The 20,762-nt window shown below is 63.0% G+C and carries 21 protein-coding genes; 10 read left to right on the top strand and 11 right to left on the bottom strand.

Annotated features, from left to right (window positions below):
- Positions 1-75: 75 nt before the first annotated feature.
- The 3 genes from Q1A85_RS08375 to Q1A85_RS08385 all read right to left on the bottom strand — a co-directional run bounded on the left by Q1A85_RS08375 (position 76) and on the right by Q1A85_RS08385 (position 934).
- On the bottom strand, positions 76-315 hold the full coding sequence (locus tag Q1A85_RS08375) for a hypothetical protein (RefSeq protein ID WP_299687257.1): 240 nt from the start codon (positions 313-315) through the stop codon (positions 76-78).
- A complete protein-coding gene (locus Q1A85_RS08380) occupies positions 312-542 on the bottom strand; it encodes a hypothetical protein (RefSeq protein WP_299687259.1) in 231 nt (76 codons plus the stop codon). The genes Q1A85_RS08375 and Q1A85_RS08380 overlap by 4 nt, the downstream gene beginning before the upstream one ends.
- A gap of 122 nt (positions 543-664) precedes the next feature.
- Complete coding sequence (locus Q1A85_RS08385; RefSeq protein WP_299687260.1) at positions 665-934, bottom strand: TRAP transporter large permease subunit; 270 nt, start codon at positions 932-934, stop codon at positions 665-667.
- A 449-nt stretch (positions 935-1,383) separates the two neighbouring features.
- Here Q1A85_RS08385 and Q1A85_RS08390 point away from each other — a divergent pair, with 449 nt between their 5' ends.
- Positions 1,384-1,617: a hypothetical protein gene (locus Q1A85_RS08390; RefSeq protein WP_299687261.1), complete on the top strand. Its 234-nt coding sequence runs from the start codon at positions 1,384-1,386 to the stop codon at positions 1,615-1,617.
- 127 nt (positions 1,618-1,744) lie between these two features.
- Positions 1,745-2,014, top strand: coding sequence for a hypothetical protein (locus Q1A85_RS08395; protein ID WP_299687262.1), 270 nt, complete (start codon positions 1,745-1,747; stop codon positions 2,012-2,014).
- 383 nt (positions 2,015-2,397) lie between these two features.
- Here the strand turns inward: Q1A85_RS08395 and Q1A85_RS08400 are convergent, their stop codons facing one another.
- Positions 2,398-3,600, bottom strand: a complete 1,203-nt coding sequence (locus Q1A85_RS08400) for an aminotransferase class I/II-fold pyridoxal phosphate-dependent enzyme (protein WP_299687263.1) — start codon at positions 3,598-3,600, stop codon at positions 2,398-2,400.
- A gap of 81 nt (positions 3,601-3,681) precedes the next feature.
- Entirely contained in the window at positions 3,682-4,344 is a 663-nt protein-coding gene (locus tag Q1A85_RS08405) for an HAD-IA family hydrolase (protein WP_299687264.1), read from the bottom strand.
- A gap of 123 nt (positions 4,345-4,467) precedes the next feature.
- Between Q1A85_RS08405 and glmU the strand changes: the two genes are divergently transcribed.
- Genes glmU through Q1A85_RS08425 form a run of 4 tightly spaced genes read left to right on the top strand, consistent with a single transcriptional unit; the run spans position 4,468 to position 8,878 of the window.
- Positions 4,468-5,823 carry a bifunctional UDP-N-acetylglucosamine diphosphorylase/glucosamine-1-phosphate N-acetyltransferase GlmU gene (gene glmU / locus Q1A85_RS08410; protein ID WP_299687265.1) on the top strand — a complete coding sequence of 452 codons (1,356 nt, stop codon included), beginning with the start codon at positions 4,468-4,470 and terminating at the stop codon, positions 5,821-5,823.
- A gap of 2 nt (positions 5,824-5,825) precedes the next feature.
- Complete coding sequence (glmS, locus tag Q1A85_RS08415; protein WP_299687266.1) at positions 5,826-7,646, top strand: glutamine--fructose-6-phosphate transaminase (isomerizing); 1,821 nt, start codon at positions 5,826-5,828, stop codon at positions 7,644-7,646.
- On the top strand, positions 7,647-8,198 hold the full coding sequence (locus tag Q1A85_RS08420) for a pyridoxamine 5'-phosphate oxidase family protein (RefSeq protein ID WP_299687267.1): 552 nt from the start codon (positions 7,647-7,649) through the stop codon (positions 8,196-8,198).
- Entirely contained in the window at positions 8,195-8,878 is a 684-nt protein-coding gene (locus Q1A85_RS08425; protein WP_299687268.1) for a DNA alkylation repair protein, read from the top strand. The genes Q1A85_RS08420 and Q1A85_RS08425 overlap by 4 nt, the downstream gene beginning before the upstream one ends.
- A gap of 18 nt (positions 8,879-8,896) precedes the next feature.
- On the opposite strand, the gene Q1A85_RS08430 is transcribed toward Q1A85_RS08425, so the two are convergent.
- Positions 8,897-9,340, bottom strand: a complete 444-nt coding sequence (locus Q1A85_RS08430; RefSeq protein WP_299687269.1) for a hypothetical protein — start codon at positions 9,338-9,340, stop codon at positions 8,897-8,899.
- 72 nt (positions 9,341-9,412) lie between these two features.
- Here Q1A85_RS08430 and moaA point away from each other — a divergent pair, with 72 nt between their 5' ends.
- Genes moaA through Q1A85_RS08445 form a run of 3 tightly spaced genes read left to right on the top strand, consistent with a single transcriptional unit; the run spans position 9,413 to position 12,759 of the window.
- Entirely contained in the window at positions 9,413-10,420 is a 1,008-nt protein-coding gene (moaA, locus tag Q1A85_RS08435) for a GTP 3',8-cyclase MoaA (protein WP_299687270.1), read from the top strand.
- A gap of 1 nt (position 10,421) precedes the next feature.
- Positions 10,422-11,720: a 3-deoxy-D-manno-octulosonic acid transferase gene (locus Q1A85_RS08440; protein WP_299687271.1), complete on the top strand. Its 1,299-nt coding sequence runs from the start codon at positions 10,422-10,424 to the stop codon at positions 11,718-11,720.
- On the top strand, positions 11,713-12,759 hold the full coding sequence (locus Q1A85_RS08445; protein WP_299687272.1) for a glycosyltransferase family 4 protein: 1,047 nt from the start codon (positions 11,713-11,715) through the stop codon (positions 12,757-12,759). Before Q1A85_RS08440 ends, Q1A85_RS08445 begins: the two co-directional genes overlap by 8 nt.
- Before the next feature lie 57 nt (positions 12,760-12,816).
- Here Q1A85_RS08445 and Q1A85_RS08450 read toward each other — a convergent pair whose 3' ends face one another.
- The 5 genes from Q1A85_RS08450 to Q1A85_RS08470 are packed head-to-tail and all read right to left on the bottom strand — an operon-like array spanning position 12,817 to position 18,763.
- Positions 12,817-13,983, bottom strand: coding sequence for a M20 aminoacylase family protein (locus Q1A85_RS08450; RefSeq protein ID WP_299687273.1), 1,167 nt, complete (start codon positions 13,981-13,983; stop codon positions 12,817-12,819).
- A gap of 15 nt (positions 13,984-13,998) precedes the next feature.
- Positions 13,999-15,345, bottom strand: a complete 1,347-nt coding sequence (locus tag Q1A85_RS08455; protein ID WP_299687274.1) for an FAD-binding oxidoreductase — start codon at positions 15,343-15,345, stop codon at positions 13,999-14,001.
- 60 nt (positions 15,346-15,405) lie between these two features.
- Positions 15,406-16,560 (bottom strand): acetylornithine deacetylase, encoded by a 1,155-nt coding sequence (gene argE, locus Q1A85_RS08460; protein ID WP_299687275.1) that lies wholly within the window; start codon positions 16,558-16,560, stop codon positions 15,406-15,408.
- Positions 16,557-16,925 (bottom strand): hypothetical protein, encoded by a 369-nt coding sequence (locus tag Q1A85_RS08465; RefSeq protein WP_299687276.1) that lies wholly within the window; start codon positions 16,923-16,925, stop codon positions 16,557-16,559. The genes argE and Q1A85_RS08465 overlap by 4 nt, the downstream gene beginning before the upstream one ends.
- Before the next feature lie 5 nt (positions 16,926-16,930).
- Complete coding sequence (locus Q1A85_RS08470; protein WP_299687277.1) at positions 16,931-18,763, bottom strand: ABC transporter ATP-binding protein; 1,833 nt, start codon at positions 18,761-18,763, stop codon at positions 16,931-16,933.
- 285 nt (positions 18,764-19,048) lie between these two features.
- Between Q1A85_RS08470 and Q1A85_RS08475 the strand changes: the two genes are divergently transcribed.
- A complete protein-coding gene (locus Q1A85_RS08475; RefSeq protein WP_299687278.1) occupies positions 19,049-20,752 on the top strand; it encodes a peptide ABC transporter substrate-binding protein in 1,704 nt (567 codons plus the stop codon).
- Positions 20,753-20,762 lie beyond the last annotated feature (10 nt).

Consider the following 20,762-nt stretch of genomic DNA (forward strand, 5'->3'; position numbering starts at 1 on the left):
GCGCACCGGGTCCGGCAGGCCATCGCGGCGGCCTGTCGGCGTTGCAAAGACGGGCGTTGCGCCCGTCCGGGTAGATCAGTCGAGATAGGTTATGGCGTTTGCCGCATCGACGGCCGCCTTGAACGTATCCGGCAATTCCACGGCCTTGGCGTCGAGGTTTTCGTTCACATGCGCCTCGAATGCGGCTTGTGCGGCACCCGCCATCGGCTGATGTTGCGCCTCCGTCAGGGCGGTGACTTCCATCTTTTCCATCAGCCCGGCCAACCCGCGATCCGACGCCCCGATGATCCGGCCGGGCCCGCGGCTGGCGATCACGCAGTTTTCGGCGGCAGCGTGGATGGTGGCACGCGGATACCATCAAAGTCGACCAGATCGGCAATGAGACGCTTGAAGTTGGTCACGGCAAAGAACCCGCCTGCGTCCGGGCCGCCGAGCATAACCACATCGCCCCGTGCCGCGTCGATATCTGCGGCAAACGCTGTGCCGAAGTCTCCATCGAACAGCTCGTCGGTCGCAGCATTGCCCGAAAAGCCAAATGGCAAGTTCAGCACGTCGATGCGGGGATAGTAGCTGGCCAGCGCGCCCGAGGCGACACTTGCCGCGCAGGCGAGGGTTGCGAGTGTCGTCTTCGTGGTTGGTCTCCCTAGGGTTTCAGGTTTGGTGTCTATCCGGCAAAGCCGAGGTGTCGGGGCAAGAGCAGGGCCGCGTCTGCCCAACAGTCAAAGATGACGCCTGCGTGAACCGGCTTCGGTCCGTCGCTTTCGATCAGCGGCACAAACACGGGGGCCGGAATGATCAGGATCGCGGTAATATCTATCATCATGCCCACCACCAGCAGCAGACCAATGACAATCGCGATCACCGCATACCGGTTGTCGCTGAGGCTTAGCACCGTTTCCGCGATCGCCTGCGGGATGCGCTCAAATGCGCACATTCGCCCGATCACACACCGCGCTTGTCATGCAGACGAGGCCGATCAACAGGCCCGGCGGAACACCGGCTGCAAAACAACCCGACAATCGACACGCTCATCCGCGACCCGTAGACCATCATCTGCCCCGATGGCAAAGCCAATCGGCATTCCAAAACCGATACAAAGTACAAAGGCTGCCCCGCCCGCATTGGAAGTCTCCTTCTGTGGGGATCAATTCCAGATGCCCGTCCAGGTCGCGGATCAGAACTAGACCCATCTGGACCGATGCGATGACAACCGCGACGGGAACGGCGCAAGGCTCATCTCAGAGATCATGGCCTGACGCGGTGCGCCGCTTTGCGCAAACGGAATGCCGTAGAAAAGGACTCAGACGAACAACGCAAGCGCCAGCAGGGCCATGGCCACCATCAGCGCGCGTCACACTCGCCCGGGAAGCACGGCAATTGCCAGTGAAAGTAATAACGGTCGATGCCACCCAGCCCGACATTCAGGACAAGCATGAGGAGCAGGACCGCCACGATGGCCTCGGTCTGCGTATGCAGTCAGTCACGCGCTTTTGCAGCCCGCGCGCGTCGCTCTGTTCAAAGCTTGTCTTGAATTCGGTTTTTCCGAAGCTGGGCGTGAACCACGAAACTCGTTTTTCTATGCTCAAGATTGCCGCGTACGGGCGTCCAAAGACCTGAAACATCAATCGAAAATATCAGCCTGCATGACGCCGATCAAAGTTTGTAACAAGCCCGACTGAACTCAGGTGATATCGAAACAACGGGCCACATCCGCCTGTCCGTCGTTGTTTCCGCCCGGTGCAATATGGACAGGATATGCGCCACGCAGAAACAGCGTGTGGCCAACGCTACGGGTGTCGGCGAACCCACGGTCGTGCGAATGTGCCGGACCCTTGGGTGCGAGGGATGCGGAGATTTCAAACTGCGGATCGCCCGAATTCTGGCGGTCCGCCTCCGCTATCTGGAGGCCGATACATCTGGCCAGGGTCAGGGCGACAGCGCGATAGACCGGGGTCTATCCGCCGTAGCGTTCCGCGACAGTTACATGTTCCAGATACGCGCCGCCACGCTTTGACGTGCGGATGTCCTCCGTGCTGTTTCGTCGGGCGCAGAGTCAGACGCCGTCGTTACGGCCACGCGGATTGCGGCGGATTGCGAGGCGCGCACCATGTGTCAGACGAAATTCAGGAAGGCGCTGGCCGACGTCTCGACATCGCGCTTTAGGTCGATTTGCCCGAGGATACGGACATGTCTCAACCAACCGCGTCATGCCAAGAATGGCTTGCGCTGCTAGACACGCTGGCCAAGCGGGTTGCCCAAAGGAATGCCGACGCGACCATGAAAAACCGGCGTCGCATCCCCGCGTCTCCGACGGCGTATCACGGGCGCACCCGCCGGGGGACTGGCCGGGCTGTCTCATGCATCCGGGATTGACCAGTGCCGCACGGGCGGATCAGGTCACGCCGATGCGGACGCCTGATACACCGCCGAAACCTCCGCGCGGATAATCCGGGCGATAAGCGTGCAATCGTCGATGCTGAACGTCAGGGGCACACGCATATCGACGATGCCGGCAAGGACACGGTCACTGGCCGCCATCGGTTTTGACGGGGCGTAGCGCCAGCTGTCGTAACGGCTGGTAAAGGCGACGGGTTCGGGGGCACCGAACCATTTCAGCTCGACCCCGCGCGCGCCGCAGCGTGCGATCACGTCGCGCACAGCCGACCCCGCCCAGTCCAGCAGCAGAAACTGGATGGAGGAGCCGACGATGCTTTCTGCCTCGGGACGCTCCACCACGGTGAGGCCGGGCGTGCCACGCAACCCATCTTCGAGTGCGTGGTAACGGTCGTTCCAGCGTTGCACCTGTTTGGGCAGGTCTGCCAGTTGCGGACGCAGGATGGCGGCGCGCAGATTGTCCATGCGGCCCGATATGTTGGGCGTGTCGTATTTGATGTCGTCGAACACATGCGCCGGTGGGGCGGCGTTGTGACGTTCGAACAACATGTAGCTGCCGGACAGCATGATTGACCGGGCCGCGATATGCGGATCGTCCGTGACCAACAGCCCGCCCTCGCCCGAATTGATGTGCTTGTATGTCTGGCAGGAATAGCACCCAACCGCCCCATAGCGGCCCGACGGCTTGCCGTTCCACGCGGCCCCCATCGTATGGGCGCAATCTTCGATCACTGTGACGCCTGCTGCATCGCACATCGCCATCAGACGTTCCATATCGCAGATATGACCACGCATATGGCTGAGCAGCAGCACGCGCGCCTCACCCAGTTTTGCCTCAAGATCATCAAGGTCGATGGTCAGCGCCTCGGTCACGCCGACGAACACCGGCACAGCCCCTACGGCCGCAATCGCGCCCGGCACGGGGGCCAGTGTAAACGCATTGCTCAGCACCTTGTCGCCATGTGTCACGCCGACCGCGCGCAGCGCTGTTGCCATCGCATAGCCGCCCGAGGCCACGGCAAGGCAATATTGCGCGCCGACAAGCGCGGCAAATTCCTCTTCGAGCCGTGCGGTTTCCGCCACCTCGCCCGGACCGGTGTTATAGCGGTGCAGGCGTCCATGGCGCATGACCGCCACGGCGGCATCAATCGCCGCCTCTGGGATTGATTCCTGCTGGGTGAAACTTCCGGTAAAACGCTCTGTCATATACCGTGTGTGAGGGCGCGCAGGCGCAAGGTCAAGCGGCGCTGCCCGGATTTGAAAGCGTGAAACCGCGGGTTTACGTCTTCAAGCAGCGGCAAGCCGCGACACGCAGGCGTGCAAGTCGGCGTAATCATGCAGCAGCGCCTCCGGGTCGAGCGCGGCCATGTCCTCGCCCGAGGGGCCAAATGTCACCAGTATAGACGGCACGCCCGCCGCACGCGCGGTGTTGCGGTCAGTGTCGCTGTCGCCCACCAGCAGGCAATCCTGCGGGCCGTGACCCAGACGCGCTGCTGCCTCGACCAGCGGCGCGGGGTCGGGTTTGCGCACCGGCAATGTGTCTGCGCCGACAAGGCTGCCGAAGGCAGTCAGCACGTCCAGCTCGGTCAGCAACTGCCGTGCCAGCCCCTCGGGTTTGTTGGTGCAGATGCCGACACTGTGTCCGGCGATTTTCAGCGCCTCAACCGCATCCATCGCGCCGGGATATAGCGTTGTATGCTCGGAAATGGCGGCGCCATAGGCTTCGAGCAGGACGGGATAGTACCGATCGACCACCGCCGCATCGAAACGGCCCAGCCGTTCAAGCCCGACGGTCAGCATCCGCCGCCCGCCGCGCAGGGCCACGCCTGCGTCCTGCGGGCCCAGCACGTCGCCCGCCCCCATATCGAGAAAACAATGGTTGGCGGCGGCCAGCAAATCGCCGCTGGTGTCCGCCAGCGTTCCGTCCAGATCAAAGATTACCGCTGTCATGCTCCGCCCTTCCTGTTGCAAGCCGCAACAACCTTTTACCCACGCCCGCTTGCGCCTTTGCGACCAGCGGATAAACAGGGGCTCACAAAAAGACAAAGACAATCGGCCACAAAGAGGCAGAGAATGAGCGTTGCATTGATCATCCTGGCTGCGGGCAAGGGGACCCGAATGAATTCGGACCTGCCCAAGGTCCTGCACCCTATCGCGGGCGCGCCCATGCTGCATCACGCGATGCAGACCGGATCGGCACTGGACCCCGCGCGCACCATTGTCGTGGCAGGTCACGGCGCGGATCAAGTGCAGGCAGCCGCGTGGAACTACGACACGCAGGCCGAGGTGGTGATCCAAGCCGAACAGCTGGGAACGGGCCACGCGGTGGATCAGGCGCGCGACGCTCTGGCCGGGTTCGACGGCGACGTGGTTGTGCTTTTTGGCGACACGCCGTTCCTTCAGCCCGAAACGCTGGAGCGGATGCTGGCGGCACGCAAGGATCACGACGTGGTTGTGCTGGGCTTTGACGTAGCCGAGTTGCAGCCGCGCTACGGGCGGCTGGTTATGGAGGGCGACCGGCTGCTGCGCATCGTGGAATACAAGGACGCAACCGAGAATGAGCGGCAGATCCGCTTTACCAACAGCGGGCTGCTGGCGTGCGACGCGGCAACCCTGTTTGACCTGATCGCGGGGCTCAGCAATGACAACGCATCGGGCGAATACTACCTGACGCAAGTGGCCGAACTGGCCAACGCACGGGGTCTGTCCGTGACCGCCGTGAAATGCAACGAGGCCGAGACGCTGGGCGTCGACAGCCGCACCGATCTGGCCGCGGCCGACGCACTGTTTCAGACCCGCGCACGGGCGGCGCTGCTAGCCGATGGCGTGACGCTTGCGGCGCCGGACACGGTTTACCTGTCCTTTGACACGGTTGTGGGCCGCGACGCGCTGATCGAGCCCAACGTGGTCTTTGGCCCCGACGTGACCGTGGAAAGCGGGGCGACGATCCGCGCCTTTTCCCATCTGGAAGGCTGCCACGTGGCGCGCGGGTCCATCGTGGGGCCCTATGCCCGCCTGCGCCCCGGCGCGGAACTGGCCGAGGACGTGCGGGTCGGCAACTTTGTCGAGATCAAGAATGCGACGCTTGCCGAAGGGGCCAAGGTCAACCACCTGAGCTATATCGGCGACGCGTCCATTGGCGCGGCCAGCAATATCGGCGCGGGCACGATCACCTGCAATTATGACGGCGTGATGAAGCACCGGACCGAAGTGGGCGCGCGCGCCTTTATCGGGTCCAACACGATGCTGGTGGCACCCGTATCTGTCGGGGACGAGGCCATGACAGGCTCCGGTTCGGTCATCACCTCAGACGTCGAGGACGGCGCATTGGCCATTGCCCGTGCGCCGCAGGTCGAAAAACCGGGCATGGCCCGCAAATTGTTCGAAATGTTAAAGGCCAAAAAGGCCAGGCAGCAGCGAGGCAGCTGAAAATGTGTGGAATTGTCGGGGTGCTGGGAAACCACGAAGTCGCGCCCATCCTTGTCGAGGCGCTCAAGCGGCTCGAATATCGCGGCTATGACAGCGCCGGTATCGCCACCGTAAACGGTGGCCGTCTGGATCGCCGTCGCGCGGTGGGCAAGCTGGTCAACCTCAGCGACACGCTGGTGCATGAACCGCTGGCGGGCAAGTCGGGCATCGGGCACACCCGCTGGGCGACGCACGGGGCTGCGACGGTGGGCAATGCGCACCCTCACCATGCCGGTCCCGTGGCCGTTGTACACAACGGCATCATCGAGAATTTTCGGGAATTGCGCACGGAACTGGCCGACGCAGGCTATGCCGCACAGTCCGAGACCGACAGCGAAACCGTGGCCTTGCTGGCGCAGCGCTTTATGGCCGAGGGGGCCAGCCCGCAAGAGGCGGCGTTTCAGGCCATTGACCGTCTGGTCGGTGCCTTTGCGTTGGCGTTTCTGTTTGACGGCGAAGAGGACCTGATCATTGCCGCCCGCATGGGGCCGCCGCTGGCCATTGGTCATGGCGATGGCGAGATGTTCGTAGGTTCGGACGCCATTGCGCTCGCCTCGCTCACCGACCGGATCACCTATCTGGAGGACGGCGACCGCGCGGTGGTGACGCGCGCCGGTGTCACGGTCTATGACGCGGCAGGCAACCGCGCCAACCGCGCGGTCAAACAGGTGAGCATCGATGCCACCCGCCTCGACAAGGCCGGGCACAAGCACTTTATGGCCAAAGAGATTGCCGAACAGCCGACCGTGCTGGGCAACACGCTGGCCAATTACCTGACCGATGCGGGCGAGATCATCCTGCCCGATCCGGGGCTTGATTTTACCGCCTATGACCGGCTGACCCTCGTGGCCTGCGGCACGGCATTCTATGCCTGCCTCACGGCGAAATACTGGTTCGAACAGGTGGCCCGCATTCCGGTTGAGGTCGATGTGGCCTCCGAATTCCGCTACCGCGAACCGCCCATTCCCGGCCGTACGCTGGCGCTGTTTGTCAGCCAGTCGGGCGAGACGGCGGACACGCTGGCCGCCCTGCGCTATTGCCGCGACCGGGCTGACACGATTGTATCGGTGGTCAACGTCCCCGAAAGCTCCATCGCCCGCGAGAGCGATCTGGCGCTGCCGATCCACGCCGGTGTCGAGGTCGGAGTTGCCTCGACCAAGGCGTTTACCTGCCAACTGACTGTGCTGCTCTTGCTGGTGCTCAAGGCGGCTGCCGCGCGAAGCCAATTGAGCCCGGACGCGCTGGCCAATCATGTGGCGGATCTGCGCACCCTGCCCGGTCTGATCAATCAGGCCATCGCGCAAAATGGCGACATCCAGCGCACCGCGCGCCGCCTTTCAGAGGCGCAAGATGTGCTGTTTCTGGGCCGTGGGCAGATGTATCCTCTGGCCCTCGAAGGTGCGCTAAAACTCAAGGAAATCAGTTACATACACGCCGAAGCCTATGCATCTGGTGAGCTCAAACATGGCCCCATTGCGCTGATCGACAAGAACGTGCCGGTGGTTGTCATGGCCCCGCGCGATGCGCTGTTCGACAAGTCGGTGTCGAACATGCAAGAGGTGATGGCGCGCAAAGGCAAGGTCGTCCTTGTCTCAGACACGGCAGGGATCGAAGAGGCGGGCGATGGCACATGGTCGAACCTGACGATGCCCACCTGCCCCGACCTTCTGGCCCCCATCCTTTATGCGGTGCCAGCACAGCTTTTGGCGTACCAGACGGCGGTCGCCAAGGGGACGGATGTGGACCAGCCCCGCAACCTCGCAAAATCCGTGACGGTGGAATAGATGGCCAAGCAATTTGACCGGATCAGCGATGATCATCAGGGCTTTATCGAAGCGCAGCACATGTTCTTTGTAGGCAGCGCGGCGGCAACGGGGCGGGTCAATATCTCGCCCAAGGGAATGGACAGCCTGCGCGTGCTGGGCCCGAACCGGATCGTCTGGCGCAACCTGACCGGGTCCGGCAACGAAACCGCCGGGCACCTTGCCCAGATCAACCGTATGACCCTGATGTGGTGCGGGTTCGAAAAGCGGCCCATGATCCTGCGCACCTATGGCACGGCACAGACGCTGCATCCCCGGGATGATGGCTTTGCCGCGCTCAATGCGTTGTTTCCCGCCAATACAGGCGCACGCCAGATTTATGACGTGACAGTCGATCTGGTGCAAAGCTCCTGCGGCTTTGCGGTGCCGTTCTACGATTATGCGGGCGAGCGGGAGGTGCTGGCCGACTGGACCAAAGGCAAGGGCCCCGAAGGCATCGACACCTATTGGCGCGAGCGCAATCAGGCGACGATTGACGGCGCGCCGACGCATTTTCTGGCCGACCCGGAATGACGCCCGACGCCGCGCTGGCCGAGATCGGTGCCCACGCAGACGCGGACCGCGCGGCAGGTGCAAAGGCATATCACAAATCCCCGCGCGCGCATCTGGGCGTGCCCAATCCCGTGCTGAACGAGTTGACCAAGGGCTGGCGCCAAACGCTTGATGTCGAGACCCGCGTGACACTCGCGCGCGGCCTTTGGGACAGCGACATTTTCGAGGGGCGGCTGGCGGCCAGTAAACTGCTCACTCAGGCGCGCATCCGCCCGGACGACGGCGTATGGGCGCTGATTTGCTCATGGGTGCCGCAGTTTGATGGCTGGGCCGTTGCGGATCACGCCTGCATGGCAGGGCAGCGGCGTCTGCTGGCGGAGCCTGCGCGGCTTGATGTGGTTGAGGGGTGGACGGGTTCGGACCACATGTGGACCCGCCGCGCCGCCCTTGTGATGACCCTGCCCTGGACCAAGCAGAACCATCCGAAACCGGCAGAAGAAGCGGCGCGCGACCGCATCCTGAGATGGGCGGCGGACTATGTCGGGGACCGCGACTGGTTCATTCAAAAGGCCATCGGGTGGTGGCTGCGCGATCTCAGCAAACATGACGCACCGCGGGTGCGGGCGTTTTTGGACCAGCATGGCGACGCGATGAAACCCTTTGCCCGGCGCGAAGCCGCCAAGTATCTCGACAAGGTCTGAGCCAGATCAGGCGGCTCGCTAGCCCGCCAACACATCGACCTCCGGCAGACCGGTGAGGGGCGCACCCAGTGCCTGCATCGCTTGCAGTGACAATCGGCTGCCCGCCGTCGCCGGACCATCAATGGGAATCAACGTGACCTGCACGCTTTTGTTCGTCTGCGGATAATACACGGTGCCGGGCTGTTCCGTCTGCACCAGAGGCGTTTTGAGCCACAGCCCCGGTTCCGCGGCGTTGCCCAGCGAGGCAACCGTGCGCCCCAGCGTGCCAATCGACACCTCCGGCGCGGGCGCTGCGGCTGCCGGAACGCTGGTGCCGGGCCGCGCTTGCGGGCGCACTTGGGCGTCCGATGTCACGCCTGCCGCAGCCTCAACCGCCGGTGTCGACGTGTTGCCCTGCACCCGGTCCAGCACCGCACACCCCGACACCCCAAGGCAAAAAACCACGCATAAAACCCGAACCATGACCGTTCTCCTACCAATTGCCGACCATTGCCCCCTTGCGGGACGCGTGCCGCGCACATACCACTTAACACTATGAGTGCGCCATTGATCGACCCCTTCCAGCGGGCAATCCGCTATTTACGTGTCTCCGTCACGGACCGCTGCGATTTCCGCTGCGTCTACTGCATGTCGGAAAACATGACCTTCCTGCCAAAGAAAGAGCTGCTGACGCTCGAAGAACTGGATCGGATGTGTTCGGCCTTTGTGCGCCTTGGCGTGGACAAGCTGCGGATCACCGGGGGTGAGCCGCTGGTGCGTCGCGAGATTATGACGTTTTTCCAATCGATGGGCCGCCATCTGGACAGTGGCGCGCTCAAAGAATTGACGCTGACCACCAATGGCAGTCAGCTGGAACGCTTTGCCGCTGATCTCTATGCGGCGGGTGTGCGGCGCGTGAACGTGTCGCTGGATACGCTTGACGAGGACAAGTTTGCCGCAATCACCCGCTGGGGCCGACTGGCGCAGGTGCTGCGCGGCATCGACGCGGCGCTGGCGGTGGGGCTGCGGGTCAAGATCAACGCGGTCGCCCTCAAAGGTTTCAACGAGGAAGAACTGGAAACCATCACCGCATGGTGCGCGACGCGCGACATGGACCTGACGTGGATCGAGGTGATGCCCATGGGCGACCTCGGCAACGAGGACCGGCTGGGCCAGTACTGGTCGCTCAAGGACGTGCGCGCACGCTACGCCCAAAGCTATACGCTGACCGATCTGGCTGAACGCACGGGCGGGCCCGCGCGTTATGTCCGGCTTGAGGAAACGGGGCAAAAGATCGGTTTTATCACCCCGCTCAGCCACAATTTCTGCGAAAGCTGCAACCGCGTGCGCCTGACCTGCACCGGCGAGATTTACATGTGTCTCGGCCAAGAGGACATGGCCGATCTGCGCGCGCCCTTGCGCGCCCACCCCAACGAGGATGCCCCCCTCGAAGATGCCATCCGGGCGGCCATCGCCCTTAAACCCAAGGGCCACGACTTTGACTATTCCCGCCAACGTGCGGATGGACAGATGCCCCGTCACATGAGCCACACCGGCGGCTGACATGCCACGGGCGACAGCGCTTTTTCGCCTCTATCAGGCGGTCACGGCGCTGGCCGTTCCCTTTGTTGCCCGAACCACGATCCGCAAGTTGCAACGCGCAGGCGTGCCCACAGAACGCGCGCATGAACGGCTCGGCCACTGGACGGCTCACCGGCGCCTTGGCCCGCTGATCTGGTTTCACGGCGCGTCGGTGGGCGAGGCGAAATCTGTTCTGCCCCTGATGCACCACATCGCAGAAACGACCCCGCAGGTGCGCCTGCTGCTGACCTCTGGCACCGCCACCTCGGCCCAAGCGGTCGCGCCTCGGCTGCCCAAAGGTGCGGTGCATCAGTTCAGCCCGCTGGACGCTGCCGGTCCTCTGGACCGGTTTCTGGCGCATTGGCGGCCCGATCTCTGCGTGCTGGTCGAATCCGAGCTGTGGCCCAATTTGCTGGACCGCTGCGCGCGCAGGGACCTGCCCGTCGCCCTTTTGAACGCACGGCTCTCTGACAGCAGCGCGCGGGGGTGGTGCAAGTTCCCCGACACCACTGCCTATGTGCTGCGCGGCATCCGCTTTGCGCACTGTCAGGATCAACGCACGCGCGCGCATTTGCGCGCCATGGGTCTGCCCTTTGCCCAATCCGGCGCAAATCTCAAATCGCTTGTCTCCGCCCCGCAGGTGGCCCCCGGCACCCGTGATGCGGCTTTTGAGGCGCTTGGTGGCCGCCCCGTCTGGGTCGCTGCCTCCACACATCCCGGCGAAGAAGCACCAGTGCTGGCCGCGCACAAAACGCTGTTGGAGGAGCATCCCCACCTGTGCCTGATCCTTGTTCCCCGCCACCCCGAGCGCGCCGGTGATGTGGCTGGGCTCATTTCCGAGGCCGGGCTTGGTTATGTCCAGCGCAGCGCAGGCGGTGCACTGTCCGACGGCGCGCAGGTCTACCTTGCCGATACAATGGGCGAAATGGACCTGTGGTACACGCTCAGCCCCATTGTGTTCTTGGGTGGCTCGTTTTCCGATGACGGGGGGCATACGCCATTCGAACCTGCCGCTGCGCATACCGCCATTCTGCACGGCCCTCGCTATGCCAATTTCACCGAAGCCTACGCCGCCTTCCAGCGCGCGAATGCCAGCGTTGAGGTGGCAGATGGCCCTGCCCTTACCACAGCGGTAAGCGAATTGCTGACACATCCCAGCCGCGCGGCGCAACTGGCCGCGGCGGCGCGGCCTCTGGCCCGCGACGGGGCGGATGTCCTGCCGCCCCTTGCGCAAGATCTGTTTGCGCTTGCGGAGATCGAGGAGACCTCGCACCATGCCTGATCTCTCCGCCATGGACGTCATCGCGCCCAACTTCAAACGGCGCCTGTCCGGCGTGACGTCGACCGTGGTGCGGCTGGTGCCGCTGCAGGCACAACACATCGCGATCACCGCCTGTGCGCCGGTCATGCCTGACCACGTGCCCAATGTGCATTGGTCCAAATTGCTCACCATGTCGCGGCACGGCCCCAGTGGACCGCGCGTCTGGCACGCCCGCCGAAATGTTGAAATGATTGCGGGTCTGGCCCTGCGCGCTATTGGCAAAGACCTTCGATTGCTTTTCACCTCCGCAAGCCAGCGCCAACATACGGGCCTGTCCAAGGCGCTGATCAGGCGGATGGATGCCGTTATCGCCACTTCGGCCAAGACCGCCGCCTATCTCGACCGTCCGGCCACCGTGATCCATCACGGCATCGACACAGAGGTGTTTTGCCCGACAGCGGATCGCGTTGCCCTGCGGCGCACACTTGGCCTGCCCGAAGGCCCCCTGCTGGGCTGTTTCGGGCGCATCCGAACGTCCAAAGGCACGGATCTATTCGTCGATGCGATGATCGAGACGCTGCCAAATCACCCAACAGCCAATGCCATTGTCATGGGGCGCGCGGTGCAAAAGGACATGGGCTTTCTTGATGGGTTAAAGGCGCGCGTGGCCAGTGCGGGCCTTGATGACCGTATCCTTTTCCTGCCCGAAGTGCCGGTATGGGAGACGCCGAAATACTATCAGGCGCTTGATCTTTATGTGGCACCGCAACGGTGGGAAGGCTTTGGCCTCACCCCACTGGAAGCGATGGCCTGCGGCGCGCCGGTTGTGGCCACCCGCGTTGGCGCGTTCGAAGAACTGATTGCAGACGGCGACACCGGGACGCTAGTGGACATCGGTTCCGTGCCGCAGATCGTGGCGGCGATAAACGCACTCCTCACTGCGCCTGATACGCTGGCGCAGTGGTCGGACGCGGCGCGTGACCGCGCCGTCACCGGGTTTCAGTTGCAACACGAGGCGGACGCAATCACAGCACTCTATCGTCAGCTTCTGGGTGCCTGAAAGGGACGGTGGGTGGGGCGACCCGCGTATGCGGGAGCGTCACCCGCCGTCCTCACATCATGACGCGATCGGCATCCGCTGCTCCACGATTTCGGCCCACCACGAACAGCCCGCAGGGATCGCTGCATCGTTGAAATCATATTCCGGGTGATGCACCATCGCGGTGTCGCCATTGCCGATCAGAATGTAGGCGCCGGGCCGCTCTTCGAGCATAAAGGCAAAATCCTCGCCCCCCATAACCAAGGGCGCTTCTTCGCACTGCCCTGAGACTGTCCGCGCCACATCTGCGGCAAAGGCCGTCTGGTCGTCGTGGTTCACCATCACCGGATAATTGCGCTGGTAATCCACCCGCACCACACCGCCAAACGTGGCCGCAATGCCGTTGCACACCTCATTCACCCGGGTCTCCGCAAGGTCGCGCATCTCTGCGCTCATGGTGCGCACGGTGCCCATGATTTTGACCTTTTGCGGGATCACGTTGAACGCATTGGACGACGTTTCGAATGACGTGATCGACACCACAACGCGGTCAATCGGATCGGCATTCCGGCTGACGATGCTTTGCAGCGCGGTCACCGCATGGGACGCCATCAACGTGGTGTCGATGGTCTCTTGCGGTTTGGCGGCGTGTCCGCCGCGCCCTTCGAATTCGATGTCCAGCAAATCCGTTGCGGCAAAAAACGCGCCAGGCCGAATCGCAAACTCGCCCACGGGTCGCCCCGGCCAATTGTGCATCCCGTAGACCTCGTTGATGCCCCAACGCTCCATCATGCCGTCTTCGCACATTTCGCGGCCTCCGCCCCCGCCTTCTTCGGCGGGTTGAAAGATCACGACCGCGGTGCCGTCGAAATTCCGCGTCTCGGCCAGATATTGCGCAGCCCCCAGCAACATTGCCGTGTGGCCGTCATGGCCGCAGGCGTGCATCGCCCCCTCTATCTTTGAGGCGTAGGCCACGCCGGTCTGTTCCGGGATTGGCAGCGCGTCCATGTCCGCCCGCAGGCCGATCACGCGGCCAGAGCCATTGGCCCGGCCCTTGATCACCCCCACGACACCGGTGCGCCCGATCCCCTCAACCACCTCGTCACAGCCGAATTCCCGCAATTTCTCCGCCACCAGCGCGCTGGTGCGGTGCGTCTCGAACAGGATTTCGGGATGCTGATGCATGTCCCGCCGCCAGGCGGTGATGTCATCGTGAAGGTCGGCAAATCGGTTTTTGATCGGCATGAAGTGCTCCTGTTGTCAAAGCGCAGGGCCAAGGCGCATGGGGGTTCCGTCGGAAAATCTGTCACATCTGAAACGCCCCAGATCATGGCCCGGATCGCCGCCAGTGACCAGAGCCGAAAGCACCCGCCCCACACCCGGACCGATGCCGAATCCATGCCCGCTCATCCCTGTGCCCACGGTCAGACCGGGCAAGGCGGCAATCCGGTCGATGACCGGCACGACGTCCGGCATGGTGTCGATCATCCCGGCCCACGCAGCCTTGGTGCGTGGCGTGCCAAGATCAGGGAACATGGTCGCAAAATCGGTGCAGAGCGCGCGCACTTTGGCGGCATTTGGTTCCGGGTTCAGAATGCGCTGCTGTTCAAACGGGCTCACCGCATCTTCGGCCCAATGGCGCGGCGTGCCCCATCCGTCCGGAAAACCGTTGGGCGCTTTGGGCAGGAACCGCGTGCCAAAAGGATCAGCCCGCAATTGCGTCAGGTATTTGGGCAAGGCGCGAAAGGCATCCGGTCCCACAAACAGTTCGTGAAACCCACCTGCTGCGACCGAATATCCCCCGTCGGCGCGCGGTCGAAAGGCGATCCGGCTGTCTGTCGCACCACCTGCGTAAGCCATGGGTGCCGCGTCGAGGGCCGCAACGGTCGCGCGCACGGAAAGCTGCGGCAAAGAGACCCCGTGGCGGCGCAGCAGCAGTGCGGACCACGCCCCACCTGCCAGCACAACCTCCGGTGCCGCAATCCGGCCCTGTTCCGTAACGACCCCTGTGATCCGTCCCGCTGCGATGTCGAACGCGCGCACCGCGCAATTTTCAACCAGCGTCGCACCCGCCCGCGCGGCAATTCCAGCCAGCGCCGGCACAGCGACCCATGGTTCGGCACGCATGTCCGTGCGCGTGTGCATCGCCCCTTTGTAGCGGCGCGCCATACCGGGGATCAGCCCCTGAACCTCCGCATCGGAAAGCAGGGCGGTGTCCACACCGCAGGCCCGTGCGTGCGGCTCCCATGCCGCATATCGCGCCATGTCCGCGTCGGTTTCGGCAAGATAGGTCACGCCCCCTTGGGTGAGGCCGATGTCCACGTTGGTTTCGGTCGCCAGCGTCTGCCACAGCGCGTTTGCCTCGACCATAATCGGCAACTCATCGGGATCACGCCCCTGTTGCCGGATCCAGCCCCAGTTGCGGCTGGACTGTTCGCCAGCGATGCGCCCCTTTTCCAGCAGCACAACCCGCAGACCGTCCCGTGCCAGAAACAAAGCGGTGGTCACACCAATGACGCCCCCGCCAATGACAACGACATCCGCCTGCGCAGGCGCAGGACCGGGCCATGTGATGGGTGATTGCGCGGAAATCGGAAATCCGGTCACCGGAGCACCGCAGGCGTTCTGGCCACAGCCGGGCCGGTATCCCGACGGGTCGGCGCGCGCTCAGCCAAGTTGCTGTAACAGGTCACGCATAAAGGCGTGACCCGCCTCGAACTGGGCGATGGTGATGAATTCATTGGGTTGATGCGCCTGCGCGATATCGCCGGGGCCGCACACCACCGCCGAATAGCCCGCCGCCTGAAACTGCCCCGCTTCTGTGCCGTAGCTCACCACATGAGTGCCGTTGTCCCCGGTGATGCGCCGCACCAGCGTTTCTGCTGCGCCGTCTTCCTCGGGAACCAGCGGGGGCACGTCAAACCGCATCTTAATGTCCACGCCTGTGTCGGGATGGATGGCCTGCATCCCCTGCTCGATCTCCGCCACATGGGCCAGATACGCCTCCTTGAGGGCCACAGTGTCGTCGCCGGGCACTGCACGAAAATCCATGGAGAACGTACAATCCTTGGCGGTGATGTTATGTGCGGTGCCCCCCGACACCTGCCCCACGTGCCAAGTGGTAAAGGGTGGATCGAACATCGCGGCCAGCGCAGACGGTTTGGCCGCCGCATTCTCCGCGTTGCGGTGGTTGGCAAAGTCGATGATCCTTGCCCCCTCGAGGATCGCGCTGACCCCCTGCGGCAGAAGTGACGAATGCACCTCGAACCCTTTCACGTGGGTGTCGAACCCCTGCCCGCCTTTGTGCCCTGTCACCGCGCGCATCATCGACGGCTCACCGACGATGACCGGACCACCCTTGGGCACAACACCCTGCATCGCGTCGATCATCGGCGGCGCGCCAAGGCAGCCGATCTCTTCGTCATAGCTGAGCGCCAATTGGCAGGGTTTGCCCGCGTGGTGCGCTTCGACCAGCGTCCAGATTGCCAGCGCATCAAACCCTTTCATATCGCAGGTGCCGCGCCCGAAATACTTGCCGTCGCGCGCCACCACGTCAAACGGGTCCGTATCCCACGCCTGCCCATCGACCGGCACCACATCCGTGTGACCGGACAGGACCACCGCCCCTTCGACCTCAGGGCCCACATGCGCAAACAGCGCCGCCTTGTCGCCATCGGGATGGTAATGGCGGTGGCAGGTGATGCCGTGGCCATTCAGATACTCTTCCACCCAGTTGATAAGCGGCAGGTTGGTGTCACGGCTGACCGTGGGAAAGCGGATGAGTTTGGTCATCAGCTGCACGGGGGACAAACGTGTGGTCAAATGGCCTCTCCGAGGACGAGCGGCGTGCAATCGTCGTCCGCGCGGTGAAATTCCGGCGGGCCGCAATCCTGATTGAACGGGGCGCGCACATGGCGGTCTGGCAATATGTCCACTTTGGGTTTCAGCACCGGATAAAGTTCATGTTCTCCGTCGAAGCCGATGCAGAACGATCCTTTGCGTTCGGGATGGGTCAGGCCAGCATGGTCCGACGCTTCAACCAGATGGATCGCAGCATCGTCCCGCTGCAAAACCGCGGAATTGTCCGCGCGAATTTCAACCTCAAAGCCCAGACTGTCCCGATAGAAACCCGCCTGCGCCTCCGGCGACGCAGACGGCTCAAAAGGCGTGATCCGGGTCAGGCGCATTCCGATCAGTAGCCGCTGTCGGTTGTCAGAACGAAATGACCGGGTTCGACCTCGTTGTATTCGGACGGGGCCGCCACATAATCTACTGGATGAATAGGCGACGGGATCGGCTTGAAGTTAAGGTCTTTTTCCGATTTTCGCTGACGTGGATCAGCGATCGGCACCGCCTTCATCAGCGCTTGGGTATAGGGGTGCTGCGGATTTTCGAACACGCGGGCGCGCGGGCCCATTTCCACGATACGGCCCAGATACATCACACCGACATGGTGGCTGACACGTTCCACCACGGCCATGTCGTGACTGATAAAGAGATAGCTCACGCCCAGTTCGGCCTGCAATTCCATCATCAGGTTCAGGACCTGCGCCTGCACCGACACATCCAGTGCCGACACAGCTTCGTCCGCGATGATCAGCTTGGGCTCCAACGCAAGCGCCCGGGCGATGGCCACCCGCTGGCGTTGCCCGCCCGAAAGCTCGTGCGGGAAGCGGCGCATGAAACTGCGCGGCAATTCCACCCGGTCAAACAGCATCTCCACCCGTTTTTGCACGTCGCCCCCGGTGAGCGTGCCGAAATTGTGGATCGGTTCGGCCACCTGATCCGCCAGTTGCATCTGCGGGTTGAGCGAGGCGAACGGGTCCTGAAAGATCATCTGCATATCGCGGCGCGCATCGCGCAATTCACGGTCGTTCAGCGCCATGATGTCTTTGCCGTCAAGGATGATGTGCCCCGCCTCCGGCTCCACCAGCCGCAGGATGGACCGACCCGCCGACGACTTGCCACAGCCGCTTTCGCCCACAAGGCTGAGGGTCTGGCCCTTGTTGATGGTAAACGACACGTCCTCGACCGCGTGCACATTCGCAACAAGCCGCCGGAAAAAGCCGCCTTTGACCGCAAAGCGCGTGGTCAGCCCGCGCACTTCGAGAAGGGTTTGGTCCGTGCCGGGGATCGGCGCGATTTCGGCCTGATCCCGGCCCAGCAGTTTCATCGGTTCGGGCGCGGCTTTGCCACGCATCTCGCCCAGCTTGGGCACGGCGGCCAGCAGGGCCTGCGTGTATGGATGCTGCGGGTTCTCAAAGATTTCTTCGACCGTGCCTTCTTCGACTTTGTTGCCACGGAACATGACCACAACGCGGTCGGCCATCTGGGCCACCACCGCCATGTCGTGGGTGATGAACATCACGGCCGTCCCCGTCTCGCGTTTCAACCGGTCGATCAGGGCGAGGATTTCGGCTTGAATGGTCACATCCAGCGCCGTTGTCGGTTCGTCCGCGATCAGCAGACGTGGCTCGCAGGCCAATGCCATGGCGATCACCACACGCTGGCGCATCCCGCCGGACAATTCGTGCGGGAACTGGCGCAAGCGGCGCTCCGGCTCGGGGATGCGGACCTGACGCAGCAATTCCAGCGCGCGGGCTTCGGCCTGTGACTTGGACATGCCTTTGTGCAAGCGCAGCCCTTCGGTCAGTTGCCGGCCCACGGTGAACACCGGGTTCAGCGCCGTCATCGGCTCCTGAAAGATCATGCCGATCTCGTTGCCGCGGATCGTGCGCATCAAATCCTGTTCGGTTGCAGCCAGATCGACCGCATCCGCGTCCTTGCGGTCAAAGATCAGGCTGCCGCCCGCAATCGTGCCGCCCCCGAACTCCACCAGTCGCATCAGCGACAGTGATGACACGGATTTGCCCGACCCGGATTCGCCGACAACACAGACCGTTTCCCCCGGATTAACCGAGAACGAAACGTCCTCGACCCCGACCACCGTGCCGTCCTTGGTTTCAAATTCGACGCGCAACGACTTGATGTCAGCAATCGGCGTCGGTCCCTGTTGGTCCAGCATGGCGCTCTCCGGTTGTGCCCGCACGGCGAGATTGGGCGAAGGGACAGGCACTGTCAAACCCGCAGGGTGCAAATCGCGCGGTGAACGCCACGCAAGGCTTGCAATTTCGGCAGGTTCTGTTTCGATATCGGTGTGCGGTAAGGGGGCAATGCGTAAAAACTACGGCGAAACCGTAGGTTACGTTACATAATCGCTTTAATCCCCCTTGTCTCGTGAAATGCGCGGCGGCCAACGCGGCGCGGCTATGATGTGCAGGTGCGCCTGCCGTCCAACAAGGAGTTAAACATGACACTGAAATCCCTTTTGATGGGTGCTGTGGCCTCGGCTGCGCTCGCGCCTGCCGCATTCGCCGAACGTGGCGCGGACGGCGAAGTGAGCATCATCTATTGGCAAGCGCCGTCGATCCTGAACCCATTCCTGTCCGGCGGGACCAAGGACGTGGAATCCGCCTCTCTGGTGCTGGAACCGCTTGCCCGCTATGACGAAACTGGCGCCCTGACGCCGTTCCTTGCCGAAGATATCCCCACCGTGGGCAATGGCGGCGTGAGCGAAGACCTCACGACAATCACATGGAAGATCAAGCCCGGCCTGCTGTGGTCCGACGGCACGCCTGTGACCTCCGCCGACGTGAAATTCACCGCTGAATACTGTATGCACCCCGAAGGCGGCTGTGCGCAGTTGGCGTTCTTTGACGGCGTGGAAAACGTGGAAACACCCGACGATCTGACGGTCAAGGTGACGTTCAACCAGCCCAAGCCCAATCCCTATGGCCCGTTTGTCGGCGGTCAATCGCCGATCATCCAAGCCGCGCAATTCGCAGATTGCCTTGGCGCCAAAGCGCCGGAATGCACCGAAGCGAACTTTAACCCCATTGGCACCGGCCCCTTCGTCGTTGACGAATTCCGCCCCAATGACACGATCCAGTATTCGGCGAACACGAACTACCGCGACCCCAGCAAGCCCGCCTTTGCCAAGGTGAATTTCAAAGGCGGTGGCGACGCGCTGGCCGCTGGTCGCGCCGTGCTTGAAACAGGCGAGTTCGACTATGCCTGGAACCTGCAACTGGCCCCCGACGTCATTGCCAACCTCGAAGAAGGCGGCAAGGGCAAAGCCATCGCAGGCTTTGGCCCGTTGGTTGAACGTCTTGAGATGAACATGACCGATCCGTCGCCCGACCTGCCCGAAGGCGAGCGTGCAACGGTGGCCCATCCGCACCCGTTCCTGAGCGATCCGGCGGTGCGTGCAGCCCTGTCCATGGCTATCGACCGTCCGCTTCTGGTCGAGATCGGCTATGGCAAGGCGGGCAAGCCCACCTGTGACCTCGTTCCGGTGCCGGACAACTATTCGGCGGGCAACACCCACTGCTTTGAGCAGGACATCGAAGGCGCCAAAGCGATGCTGGATGAGGCCGGTTGGGTCGACAGCAATGGCAACGGCACCCGCGACAAGGACGGTGTGGAACTGAGCATCCTGTACCAAACCTCGACCAATGCGGTCCGTCAGGACTTCCAAGCGCTGATCAAGGAATGGTGGAGCGAAATCGGTGTTGAAACCGAGCTGCGCAACCTCGACGCATCGGTGTTCTTTGGCGGCGACCCCGGCTCGCCCGACACGTTCCAGAAGTTCTATGCGGACGTGGAGATGTACGCCAACACCTTTAACGGCACCGACCCCCAGCAATATCTGGCGGCCTACCGTTGCGGCAACGAACCCAAGCCTGACAGCCAGTGGCAGGGGGAGAACATCAACCGCTTCTGCGACCCGGCATATGACGAGCTGATCGACGAACTGGCCCGCACCGGCGACATCGCCAAGCGCGGCGAGATTGCCATCAAGATGAACAACATGCTGACCAAAGACACCAACACCATCGTGCCGCTTGTGCACCGTGGCCGTGTGTCAGCACATGCAAGTTCGCTGGGGGGCGTGATCCTGAACGTCTGGGACAGCGAGCTGTGGAACGTGGCCGACTGGCACCGCGTGAAGTAATCGCGACAAG

The sequence above is a fragment of the uncultured Tateyamaria sp. genome, from assembly GCF_947503385.1.
Taxonomy (GTDB): domain Bacteria; phylum Pseudomonadota; class Alphaproteobacteria; order Rhodobacterales; family Rhodobacteraceae; genus Tateyamaria.